At 72.7% G+C, this 11,857-nt stretch carries 9 protein-coding genes; 7 read left to right on the plus strand and 2 right to left on the minus strand.

Annotated features, from left to right (window positions below; translation table 11 throughout):
- Nucleotides 1-36 precede the first annotated feature (36 nt).
- Nucleotides 37-1,212, minus strand: a complete 1,176-nt coding sequence (locus VFZ92_RS19760) for a homogentisate 1,2-dioxygenase (RefSeq protein WP_330877571.1) — start codon at nucleotides 1,210-1,212, stop codon at nucleotides 37-39.
- Between the two features lie 68 nt (nucleotides 1,213-1,280).
- On the opposite strand from VFZ92_RS19760, the gene VFZ92_RS19765 reads away from it, so the two are divergent.
- From VFZ92_RS19765 to VFZ92_RS19775, 3 genes are read left to right on the plus strand one after another with little or no spacing between them, the layout of a single operon-like run.
- Nucleotides 1,281-2,147: a hypothetical protein gene (locus VFZ92_RS19765; RefSeq protein WP_330877452.1), complete on the plus strand. Its 867-nt coding sequence runs from the start codon at nucleotides 1,281-1,283 to the stop codon at nucleotides 2,145-2,147.
- The gene (locus VFZ92_RS19770) at nucleotides 2,144-3,325 is read left to right on the plus strand and encodes a fumarylacetoacetate hydrolase family protein (protein ID WP_330877453.1); all 1,182 of its coding nucleotides are present in this window, start codon (nucleotides 2,144-2,146) and stop codon (nucleotides 3,323-3,325) included. The genes VFZ92_RS19765 and VFZ92_RS19770 overlap by 4 nt, the downstream gene beginning before the upstream one ends.
- Nucleotides 3,326-3,331: 6 nt before the next feature.
- Nucleotides 3,332-4,012 (plus strand): IclR family transcriptional regulator, encoded by a 681-nt coding sequence (locus VFZ92_RS19775; protein WP_330877454.1) that lies wholly within the window; start codon nucleotides 3,332-3,334, stop codon nucleotides 4,010-4,012.
- 2 nt (nucleotides 4,013-4,014) lie between these two features.
- Here the strand turns inward: VFZ92_RS19775 and VFZ92_RS19780 are convergent, their stop codons facing one another.
- Nucleotides 4,015-4,617, minus strand: a complete 603-nt coding sequence (locus VFZ92_RS19780) for a TMEM165/GDT1 family protein (RefSeq protein WP_330877455.1) — start codon at nucleotides 4,615-4,617, stop codon at nucleotides 4,015-4,017.
- A 344-nt stretch (nucleotides 4,618-4,961) separates the two neighbouring features.
- Here VFZ92_RS19780 and VFZ92_RS19785 point away from each other — a divergent pair, with 344 nt between their 5' ends.
- The 4 genes from VFZ92_RS19785 to VFZ92_RS19800 are packed head-to-tail and all read left to right on the plus strand — an operon-like array spanning nucleotide 4,962 to nucleotide 11,777.
- Entirely contained in the window at nucleotides 4,962-6,431 is a 1,470-nt protein-coding gene (locus tag VFZ92_RS19785; protein ID WP_330877456.1) for a cytochrome ubiquinol oxidase subunit I, read from the plus strand.
- 14 nt (nucleotides 6,432-6,445) lie between these two features.
- Entirely contained in the window at nucleotides 6,446-7,453 is a 1,008-nt protein-coding gene (gene cydB / locus VFZ92_RS19790; protein ID WP_330877457.1) for a cytochrome d ubiquinol oxidase subunit II, read from the plus strand.
- Nucleotides 7,450-10,650, plus strand: coding sequence for a thiol reductant ABC exporter subunit CydD (gene cydD, locus VFZ92_RS19795; protein ID WP_330877458.1), 3,201 nt, complete (start codon nucleotides 7,450-7,452; stop codon nucleotides 10,648-10,650). Before cydB ends, cydD begins: the two co-directional genes overlap by 4 nt.
- Nucleotides 10,647-11,777 (plus strand): GAF domain-containing sensor histidine kinase, encoded by a 1,131-nt coding sequence (locus VFZ92_RS19800; RefSeq protein ID WP_330877459.1) that lies wholly within the window; start codon nucleotides 10,647-10,649, stop codon nucleotides 11,775-11,777. The genes cydD and VFZ92_RS19800 overlap by 4 nt, the downstream gene beginning before the upstream one ends.
- Nucleotides 11,778-11,857: the final 80 nt, after the last annotated feature.

Below are 11,857 nucleotides of genomic sequence, written 5' to 3' on the forward strand. Positions count from 1 at the left end.
GTCAAGAAGCTATCGGCGACCACCGACAAAAACTGGTCAGTCCAGGTCAGGACCCCTGCGAGCCCACGACCACGCGTACTTCGGGTCCTCGGTCCCCAGCGCCGCCTCGCCCAGTTCCAGCGGGCGGAACGTGTCGACCATGACCGCGGTCTCGTCGAAGTGGTCGACGCCCAGCGACGCCTCCACCGCGCCCGGCTGCGGGCCGTGCGAGCAGCCCGACGGGTGCAGCGACAGCGACCCGATCCCGATGCCGGAACCCTTGCGGGCCTCGTAGTTCCCGCCGACGTAGAACATCAGCTCGTCGGAGTCCACGTTGGCGTGGTTGTAGGGCACCGGCACGGACAGCGGGTGGTAGTCGACCTTGCGCGGCACGAACGAGCAGACCACGAAGTTCGGCCCCTCGAACGTCTGGTGCACGGGCGGCGGCTGGTGCACGCGGCCGGTGATCGGCTCGAAGTCGCGGACGTTGAACGCCCACGGGTACAGGCAGCCGTCCCAGCCGACGACGTCGAACGGGTGGTTGGCGTAGGTGAACCGGGTCAGGCCCGCGCGGTGCCGCACCAGCACGTCCACGTCCTCGCCGTCGACCAGCAGCGGCTCCACCGGGCCGCGCAGGTCGCGCTCGCAGTACGGCGAGTGCTCCAGGAACTGGCCCTTGCCCGACAGGTACCGCTTCGGGGGGCCGACGTGCCCGGTGGCCTCCAGGACCAGGACGTCCATCGGCTCGTCCGGGACCACCCGGTAGGTGCACGACGTGGGGATCACGACGTAGTCGCCGTCACCGACGGTGATCGCGCCGTAGACGGTCTCGACCGTGCCGCTGCCGCTGCGCACGTAGAGCAGCTCGTCACCCGCGGCGTTGCGGTAGAGCGGGCTCGGCGCGGACGCGACCACGAACGAGATCACCACGTCGGGGTTGCCGAACAGCGTGCGCCTGCCGGTCACGGCGTCCGCGCCCTCCGGCCAGGACAGGTCCTGCGTCCTGAAGTGGCGCGGCTTCAGCGGCAGGTTCGGCGTGGTCGCCCCTCGGGTCTCCGCCACGGTCTGCGCGTCCACGATCGCGGTCGGCAGGAAACGGTGGTAGAGCAGTGCGGAGTCGGACGAGAAACCCTCCACGCCCATGAGCTCCTCCGCGTAGAGACCACCCTCCGGATCGCGGAACTGGGTGTGGCGCTTTCGGGGGATCTCACCGACTTGGCGGTAGTACGCCATGATCACTCCGGGCGTTCGATAGTCGGACATCTTTGTTCATTGACCGATACGCCACTAGCGTGTCAGCCGTGTCAAGCGCCTTCGAACTCCGTGCGCCAGGTCCACGCGGTACTCCGCCCCTGCTGGCAAGGCTTGTCGACGATGCCGCGTTGTTCCCCCCGGGCAACGCGTCGATGCCCGACGCGGTGCGCGGGCACCTCGACGCGCGCGTCGGGGAGTGGGCAGGTGCGATCGGCCTGTTCCTGTGTCCAGCGTCACGATTGGCCGAGTTGATCACTGAGTTGATCAAGGTCAAGCCGGTCAAGCCGATCGCCCTCTCGTTGGTCATCGACACCGGCCTCGGCGGTGTCCCCAAGGCCGTGTCGATCGTCGAATCCCGCAGCGAACTGCTCGCCCTGCGCATGGTCGAGATGCCCGCGCCGTCCGACGTGGACGAGGTGTGGCTCGAACGCGTGTCGGAGTTCGTGCCCGAGGACGTGATCCGCGTGGTCGAGCCGAGGCGCGGGGGCGCCGAGTGGCTCGACGGCGTGCGCCGCGTCATCGAGCACGGGAGCTGGCCCAAGCTGCGCTGCGGCGGCGTCAGCAAGGAGAACTTCCCCAGCGTCGACGAGGTCGCCGACTTCCTCGCCGTGGTCACCCACAGCGGGGTCGCCTTCAAGGCCACCGCCGGTCTGCACCACGCCGTGCGGCAGACCGACGAGGTCACCGGCGTCACCCACCACGGGTTCCTCAACCTGCTCGTCGCGACCGCGCGGTCGCTCTCGGGCGGCGACGTCCGGGGCGCGCTGGCCAGCACCGACGGTGCGGCGCTCGCGGCCGAGGCGAGCAAGCTGGCCGACCCGGCGGCGCACGCCGTCCGCGGCGTCTTCGCGTCCTACGGGTCGTGCTCCCTCGCCGACCCGATCGCCGACCTCGACGCGCTGGACCTGCTGTGACCTGGATCGACGACCCGGCGTTCACCGCCGACGAGCCGTTCGGCCCGCAGACGCTGCCCTACGGCGTCGTCGACGCGGGCGTCGCGGTGCGCGTGGGCGACCACGCCCTGCCGCTGCGCCCGCTCGCGGGCTACCTCGGCGACCGCCTGGCCGACCTGGTCTCCGCCGACACGCTCGACCCGCTGCTGCGGGCCGGACGGCCCGCGTGGAGCGAACTGCGCGCCCGGCTCGTGGAGGCGGTGGCCCTGACCGCCGCCCCGCGCGGCGCGTCGCTCGTGCCGGTCGAGGGCGCCGTCCTGCCCTTCACCGTCGCCGACTACGTCGACTTCTACTCGTCGCGGCACCACGCGGAGAACGTCGGCAAGATCTTCCGACCGGACAACGCCGCGCTGCCGCCGAACTGGACGCACCTGCCGATCGGCTACCACGGCCGCGCGGGCACGGTCGTCGTGTCCGGCACGAACGTCGTGCGCCCGCACGGCCAGCGCCACGGCAAGCCGCACCCCGAGTTCGGGCCCAGCGGGCGGCTCGACGTCGAGGCCGAGGTCGGCTTCGTCTGCGGCGGCCCGGTCGCGTCCCGGCTGTCCACGTCGCGGGCGGTCGAGCACGTGTTCGGCGTGGTGCTGCTCAACGACTGGTCCGCCCGCGACGTGCAGGCGTGGGAGTACCAGCCGCTCGGACCGTTCCTCGGCAAGTCGTTCGCCACCTCCGTCTCCGCGTGGATCACCCCGCTGGAGGCGTTCGCGGTCGCCCGGATCACCCCGCCGCCGCTGCCCAACCCGATCCACGACTACCTCGTCGAGGACCAGCCGTGGGGGCTCGACCTGAGCATCGAGGTCGAGTGGAACGGCACCGTCGTGTCCAGGCCGCCGTTCCGCGAGCAGTCGTGGACGTTCGCGCAGCAGCTCGCGCACCTGTCGGTGAACGGCGCTACGGTGCGACCGGGCGACCTCATCGCGTCCGGCACGGTCTCCGGGCCCGAACGCGACGAGCGCGGCTCGTTCCTCGAACTCAGCTGGGGCGGCAAGCACCCGGTGGCGCTGTCCGACGGCGTCGAGCGGACCTTCCTGGAGGACGGCGACACGGTGCGCATCACCGCCACCGCCCCCGGTGAGGACGGCTCGCTCGTCGGCCTGGCCGAAGTGGTCGGCACGATCGAGCCCGCCGACGGGAAGTAGGGCACCTTGGTCCGACCGCACTCCGACCCGCGCGGACGGCTCCCCGTGCCCGTGGCGGCGTCGAAGGAGAGCTCGCTGACCCTGGAACGGGGTCTCGCCCTGCTCCAGGCGGTCGCCGACGCGGAGACCGACGCGCCGAGCATCAGCGAGCTGGCCGCCGCGATCGGCGCGAGCCGGGCGGCGGTCTACCGGCTGCTCGTCCCGCTCCAGGCCAGGGGCCTGGTCCGGCGCGAGGGGTCGAAGGTGCGGTTGGGGCTCGGCGTGCTGAGGCTGGCCGCGAACGTGCTGCCGCAGCTGCGGATGGCGGCGCAGCCCGCCCTGCGGGAACTGGCCGACCAGGTCGGCGCGACGGCACACCTCACCGTCGCCGACGGCAGCGAGGCCCAGGCGGTCGCCGTGGTCGAACCGTCGTGGACGGCGTTCCACGTCGCCTACCGGGTCGGCAGCAGGCACCCGGTGCACCGCGGTGCCGCGGGCAAGGCCATCGGCCTGCCCCCGGACGTGAAGCAGTGGGTGCAGTCGACCGGCGAACTCCAGCCCGGCGCGTACGGGGTCGCGTCACCGGTGCGGGGCGTGCCCGGACTGCGGGCCAGCGTGGGCGTGGTGGCCCTGGAGAAGCTGGACGGGGAGTCGATCGGGCCCAGGGTGCTCCAGGCCGCGCAGGACGTCGCGGCGGCGCTGAAGTAGGCCTACCCGAAGATCGCCGCCCACAGTGCGACGAGGGTGAAGGCGGCGAACACGAATCCCGCCACTCGCTGGATCAGGTGGGTGGGGATGCGGCCCGCGATCTTCCGGCCCACGAGCACCGCGATCCCGGCCACGGCCGTCAGCGCCAGCCACGCGCCGATGCCCACGGCGACCGGCGTGCCGTAGCGGGCGGTCAGGCCCGCGGTCGCCAACTGCGAGGCGTCACCCCACTCGGCCGCGAACAGCACGCCGAACGACGTGAGCGCGGACCGCAGGAACGGGGTGGCGGTGGCGCCGGAGCGCGCGGCGTCGGACTCGTCGTCGTCCGCCGTGGAGAAGCCCTCGCGGAGCAGCATGAACGCGCCGACACCGAACAGGACCGCGACGACGGCGGCGACGACCTGGTCCGGCAGCAGGGTGATGGCGCTGCCGAACGCGACCGCCACGACGCACTGCACGGCGAACGCGGAGACCACGCCGACGAACACCGGCCAGGCGCGGTAGCGCGTCGTCAGCACGAGGGTCGCCACCATCGTCTTGTCCGGCAGTTCTGCCAGGAAGATGATGGCGAAGGTGGTCGCCAGGGCGATGAATGAGGTGGCCACGAGACTCCAGTCCGCATTGGACCCGGACGGAGGCGCGACAGACCCCGACCGGGTGTGTTGCACTACCCGGCCGGAGGTCTCGTTCGCCCACACGCGGTGGGTGAGGGACCGGATCCCCGCACTGGCGGATCAGTATGTCGATCACCTCGCCGCGCCACAGCCGTTGACTGGCGCTGGTGGCAGCGGGAACTACTCCCCTCTGGCACCACCCATGCTACAGCCCGCACGTGTCTGCGGCAGTGTCGACCGCGGCACAGTCCCGGCCCCGGCGGGACCTAGGTCCTACCCGAACGAGGGACCGTCGCACCTGCTCAGACGTGGTGCGGCGGACCTACGTTCGAAGCGTGGAAGTACTGGATCTCGCGCGGTGGCAGTTCGGCATCACCACCGTCTACCACTTCTTGATGGTGCCGCTGACGATCGGCCTGTCGCTGCTGGTGGCCTGCGTGCAGACCGCCTGGGTGCGCACGGGCGACCGGCGCTACTACGCGATGACCAAGTTCTGGGGGAAGCTGCTGCTGATCAACTTCGCCATGGGCGTGGTGACCGGCATCGTGCAGGAGTTCCAGTTCGGTCTCACGTGGAGCGCGTACTCGCGGTTCGTCGGCGACGTGTTCGGCGCCCCGCTGGCGATGGAGGGCCTGGTCGCGTTCTTCGTCGAGTCGACCTTCCTCGGCCTGTGGATCTTCGGCTGGGACCGGCTGCCCAAGAAGGTCCACCTCGCGTGCGTGTGGGCGTTCTCGCTGGCCACCATCGCGTCCGCCTACTTCATCCTCGCCGCCAACTCGTGGATGCAGCACCCCGTCGGCGTCGAACTCGTCGACGGCCGCGCCCGGCTCACCTCGATCTGGGCGGTGCTGACCAACAACACCGTGCTCGCCGCGTTCCCGCACACGATCTTCGGCGCCTTCATGGTCGCCGCCACGTTCCTGGTCGGCATCTCCGCATGGCACCTGTGGCGGAAGTCGGCCGAGGAACCGGTGTGGCGCTCGTCGTTGAAGCTCGGCACGTGGGTCGGCGTCGTCGCGTTCGCGGGCGTCGCCATCAGCGGCGACCTCCAGGGCAAGCTGATGTTCGAGCAGCAGCCGATGAAGATGGCCGCCGCCGAAGCCCTGTGCCACACCGAACGACCCGCGAGCTTCTCGGTGTTCGCGATCGGCGACGTGACCCGCGCGGACTGCGAGAGCGTCAAGAACATCACCGTCCCCGCACTGCTGTCCTTCCTGGCGCACAACGACTTCACCAGCGAGGTCAAGGGACTCGACGAGCTCGTCCCGATGTACCAGGAGAAGTACGGCACGAACTACCCGGTCGACCCGCAGCTCGGCGAGCTGTCCGGCAAGCCGATCGACTACGTGCCGGTGCTGCCCGTGACGTACTGGGGCTTCCGCCTGATGATCGGCTTCGGCGCGATCTCGACCGGCGCGGGCCTGCTCGCGCTGTGGCTCACCCGCCGGGGCCGCGTGCCGAGCGGCCGGTGGTTCCCGATCGCCGCGCTGGCGAGCACCGCCACCCCGTTCCTCGCCAACAGCGCGGGCTGGATCTTCACGGAGATGGGCCGCCAGCCGTTCGTGGTCGTGCCCAACCCGTCCGGTGTGGACGGGGTCTGGATGTTCACCGCCCGAGCGGTCTCGTCGTCCACGGTGGGCGAGGTCCTCACCTCGCTGATCACGCTCACGCTGGTCTACGGCGTCCTGGCGTGCGTCGAGGTCTTCCTGATCAGGCGCTACGTGCGAGCGGGCGTGGCGGGCGTGCTGCCGCCCGAACCACCACCGGCCGCCGAGAAGACCGACGCGCTCGCCTTCGCCTACTGAGAGAGGGGACCACCGTGGAAACGCTCTGGTTCTGCGTGATCGCCCTGCTCTGGCTGGGCTACTTCTTCCTGGAGGGCTTCGACTTCGGCGTCGGCATGCTCCTCCCCGTCCTGGGACGCGACGAGCGGGAACGCCGCGTCATGATCAACACCATCGGGCCGGTCTGGGACGGCAACGAGGTGTGGTTGATCGTCGCGATCGGTGCCACGTTCGCGGCGTTCCCCGGCTGGTACGCGTCGCTCATCAGCACGGTGTACCTGCCCGTGCTGGTGTTCCTGCTGGCGCTGATCGGCCGGGGAGTCGCCTTCGAGTACCGCGGCAAGGTCGACTCGGTCCGCTGGCGCGCCCGGTGGGACGGGGTGATCGTCGTCTGCTCCTGGCTCGCGCCGCTGACCGTCGGCCTGCTGATCGCGTCCACCGTGCTCGGCCTGCCGATCGACGCCGAGGGCAACCGGGTGGGCTCGCCGTTCGCGTCGCTGCGCTGGGACACCCTCCTCGGCGCCGCCGCGATCACCGGGTACGCCCTGGTGCACGGCGCGGTCTTCACCGCGCTGAAGACCGAGGGCGACATCCGGCTGCGAGCCCGCGCCCTCGCCCTGCGGCTCGCGCCGCTCGCCCTCCTGCCGCTGCTGGTGCTGCTCCTCGTCGTGCAGGTGCGCTCCGGCTCGGTGTGGACCTGGGCCGCCGCGATCCTGGTCGCGCTCGCGGCGTTCGCGGCGATGGCCAGGCTCGCCCTCGGCCGCGAGGGCCAGTCGTTCGCGCTGATGGGGCTGACCATCGTCGCCGCCGTGACCGCCCTGTTCGGCGCCCTCTACCCGAACGTCCTGCCCTCCACGCTGGACCCGGCCTACTCCCTGACCGTCGCGGGCGCCGCCTCCAGCCCCTACACGCTCACGGTCATCACCTGGGTCGCCGCGTTCGGCACCCCGGCCGTGCTGATCTACCAGGGGTGGACCTACTGGGTGTTCCGCAAGCGCATCGGCACCCGCCACATCCCGCCCGTGCACGTCCCGTCGTCGTGAAGGGGCCGCTCGGCGCGCTGCCCGCGCTGTCCCGCTCGGCCAGGTGGGCGCTGGTCTGGTGCGCCGCGCTCGCCGTGGCCACCGCCGTCGCCACGGTCGTGCAGGCCGTGGCGCTCGCGACCGTCCTGACCGGCGGCTCGACGTGGTTCCCGCTGGCGACCGCGGTCGTCGCCCGCGCCGTCCTGGCGTGGGTGACGGAATCGGTCGCGGCCCGCGCCGCCGCGGGCGCGAAGGAGGAACTGCGGGCCGCGCTGCTCGACCGCTCGCTCGCGCTCGGACCGTCGTGGATCGCGGCCCGCGGACCCGCCGAACTCGCGGTGCTCGCCACCAAGGGCCTCGACGCGCTCGACGCCTACTTCACCAAGTACCTGCCCGCGCTGGTCACGACCGTCGTCGTCCCACCGCTGGTCGGCGCGTGGATCCTGATCACCGACCCCACGTCGGCGCTGCTGATCGCCCTCACCATCCCGCTGATCCCGGTCTTCGCGATCCTCATCGGGCTGTTCACCCAGCGGCGGGTGGCGCACGCGGCCGACGTCACCGAACGCCTCTCCGGCTACCTGCTCGAACTCGTCCGGGCCCTCCCGGTGCTGACCGCGTTCAAGCGGGCCGCGGCTCAGGCGAAGGCGGTCCGCGAGGTCGGTGACCGCCACCGCGGGGCCACGATGGGCACGCTGCGGGTGGCGTTCCTGTCCGCGCTGGTGCTGGAGATCGCCGCGTCGCTCTCGGTCGCGCTGATCGCCGTCGGCATCGGCCTGCGACTCGTCTCGGGCGAACTGACGCTGGTCACCGGTCTGGTGGTGCTGATCCTCGCCCCGGAGTGCTACCTGCCGCTGCGGGCGGCGGGGGCGGCCCACCACGCCAGCGAAGACGGCCTGGAAGCCGTCCGCCGAGTAGCCGAGATCACCGAAACCCCAGCTCAAAGCCCGCACACACGTCAAGAACAACCCCCACCCGTCCCAGGGGGGCGTCCCAGCACCAGCCTACCGCCCTCACCCGGTCGAGACGCGGATGTGGATCTTGCCTGTGGACAACCGGTCAACCTGTGGACAACCTGCGGCCAAACGGGTGACGTCGTCCTGGACGTCCGCGACCTGCGCGTTCGCCGACGCGACCGGGACGCGCCCGACGGTGCCGGCTTCACGGTGCGCGCGGGCGAGGTCCACCGGCTCGACGCGCCCAGCGGCGCGGGCAAGTCGACGACGCTGGCCGTGCTGCTCGGATTCGTGGAACCGGACTCGGGACAGGTCCTGGTCTGCGGAAAAGAGCTGTCCACTGTGGACAAGACCGCGTGGAGGCGTGCCGTCGCGTGGGTGCCGCAGCGGCCCGCGTTCGCCGGGGTCACGGTCGCCGACGAGCTGGAACTGGCCACCGGCCGCCGACCGGAACCCGCCGAACTGGCCGACGTCGCCGCCGAGCACCTGTGTGACCGGCGTGTTGCCGACCTGTCCACAGGTGAGCGGCAGCGGGTGGCCGTCGCCAGGGCCCTGCTGAAGGTCCGCGCCGGGGCGCGGGTGCTGCTGCTCGACGAACCGACCGCCCACCTGGACCCGCCGACGGCCGCCCTGGTGATGGCGGCCGTGCGGCGGGTCGCCGCCGACGGCGTCGCGGTGCTGCTCGCGACGCACCGGGTGGTGGAGGCGGCGGACGAACCGCGCGCCCGGACGACCGCCCCCGCCGACGAGGAGCGGGCGGACGGCGGCCGGGCACCGGGTCGGCTGCTGACCGCGCGGGCGTTCGCGGGAGCGCTGCTCGGCATCGCCGCACTGGGCAGCGGCGTGGCGCTGAGCGCGTTCGCCGCGTACCTGATCGCCCGCGCCGCCGAACAGCCGCCGATCCTCACCCTGTCGGTCCTCGTGGTCGGCGTGCGGACGTTCGCCCTGGCCAAGGGTGTGCTGCGCTACCTCGAACGGCTCGTGTCGCACGAGGCCGCGTTCCGGCTCGCGGGCGACCTGCGGGTGCGGCTGTGGGAAGCGCTCGTCCGGCTCGGCCCCGCGCGGATGCGGCGAGACACCCTCCAACGCCTCGTGGACGACACCGACACGGTCCGCGACCTCGTGCCGCGCGTGCTGCTGCCCCCGATCGTGGCGGTGGGCGTCAGCGCGGGCGTGGTGGTGCTGTTCAGCCTCATCCTCCCCGCGGCGGGCCTCGCGCTGGCGGTCGCGCTGCTCGTCGGCGGACTGGCCGCGCCCGCCGTGGCCATCGCGGTCGAACGACGGGCCACCACCGCGCTCGCCACCGGCCGCCGACGGCTCGGCGCGGACGTGTTCACCCTGCTCGACGCGGCACCCGACCTCATCGCGTTCGGCGCGCACGAGCGCGAGCGCGCCGAGGTGGCGCGCCACGACGCCGAACTCGTCCGGCAGACCCGCAGGCAGGCGCTGGGCGCCGGAGCGGCCACCGCCGTCCTCCAGCTGACCACCGGTCTCGCCTCGCTGGTGTGCACGGCCCTCGCGCTCGGCACCGTCGACCCGCTGCTGGTCCCGGTGCTCGGTCTCGTGCCGCTCGCGCTGGCCGAGACGCTCGCCGGGCTGCCCGCCGCCGCCCAGCAGCGGGCCGCGCTGCGCCAGGCCCACCGGCGGCTGGCCGAGGTGATCGACGGCGACGTCCTGCCGGAACGGCCGGACGGCATCGGCTGGCCGGGCGCCGAACCGGTGCTCACCGACGTCGACCTCGACCTGCCCGTGGGCTGGACGGCCGTCGTCGGACCGTCGGGCGCGGGCAAGTCGACGCTGTTCGCGTTCCTGCTGGGCTTCCTCGGCGCGCCCGCGGCGGCACCGAGGATCGCCTGGTGCCCGCAGGAACCACAGCTCGTGTCCACGACGCTGCGCGAGAACCTGCGGATGGCCGACCCGCACGCCGACGACGACCGGCTGCGCGAGGCCCTGCTGCTCGCGGGCCTGCCGGAGTGGGTGGACCGGCTCGACGTGCTGATCGGCAACGGCACGCTGTCCGGCGGTGAGGCCCAGCGGGTCGCGCTCGCCAGGACGCTGCTGCACGACGCCGACCTGGTGCTGCTCGACGAACCCACCGCGCACCTGGACGAGCCGACCGCGCGAGCGCTGCTCGACCGGCTGGAGGTCGCGCTGCGCGGTCGGACCGTCGTCCACATCACCCACCGGCCCGAGGAGGCCGCGCGGGCCGACCTGGTGCTGGACGTCGCCGACGGGCGGGTTCGGGAGCGGGCCTACCGTTGAGCCCCGTGGACCCCAGGCAGGTGCTCGCCGCGTCGACCGAGATCACGACGGCCGCGCTGGAGGGCGACGACCCCGACGCGGTGCTGCCGCTCGTCGTGCGCTCCGCCGCCGCGCTCGCCGAGGCCGACCTCGGGCTCGCGATGCTGACCGCGGAGGACGGGCGGCTGGTCGTGGAGGCGTCCCACGGCTTCGGCTTCGACGGCGACCCCGTCGGCTCGGTGCTGTCCGCGCGGTCCGCCGCCGCCCGCGCGGCCCGCGGCGGGGTGCCGGTGGTCGCAGACGACGTCACCACCGACCCGCGCACGGCCCCGTTCGTGCCCAAGTCGCTGCGCGGGTACGGCCCGTTCGCCGTCGCGCCGTTCGGCACCCGTGAACGCGAGATCGGCGCGCTGGCGGTGTACCGCAAGCGCGGGGCGCCGCCGTTCGAACCGGGCACCGTGGACCTGCTGGCCGCGTTCGCCGCGCAGGCCGGGCTCGCCGTCGTGCTCGCGGAGGGGTCGACCGCCCGGCAGCGGGTCGCCGTCTACCAGGAGCGGGAGCGGATCGCCCGCGACCTGCACGACGTGATCATCCAGCGGCTGTACGCGACCGGTGTGCAGCTCGACCTGCTCGGACGGCGGCTGGGCAAGCAGCTCGACGCGCGGGAGTCCGCCCGGCTCGTCGAGGCCGTCGACCAGCTTGACGAGACGATCGCCGAGGTCAGGGCCACCGTGCGCGCCCTGCGCAGCACCGAGCCCGGCAAGGCCGCCGACAGGGACCTGGTGGACTCGGTGCGCGCCGAGGTGCGGACAGCGGGCGAGCTGCTGGGCTTCGCGCCCGAGCTGGACGTGCGGGGCGACCCCGGCGACGTGCCCGCCCCGCTCGCCGACCACGCCCGCGCGGCCCTGCGCGAAGCCCTGTCCAACGTCGTCCGGCACTCCGGCGCGCACTCGGTGCGGGTCGACCTGCACCGCGAACCCGACCGGCTGCTGCTGCGGGTCGTCGACGACGGCTGCGGCATCCCGCGCGGCGTCGCCAGGCGCGGGCTGAGGCACCTGGAGGAGCGGGCGGTCGCGGCGGGCGGGCGGTCCGACGTGACGTCGTCACCGCGGACCGGGACGACGATCACGTGGCAGGTGCCGCTGTGACCGGTGGTCAACAGCGCTCCGCCTTCGACGGCCGCGGGGTGACCGCCTCCAGCGGTGAGGTCGACGGCGGGGCGACCAGA

Origin of the sequence: Umezawaea sp. (assembly GCF_036375055.1) — a bacterium.
Lineage (GTDB): Bacteria > Actinomycetota > Actinomycetes > Mycobacteriales > Pseudonocardiaceae > Umezawaea.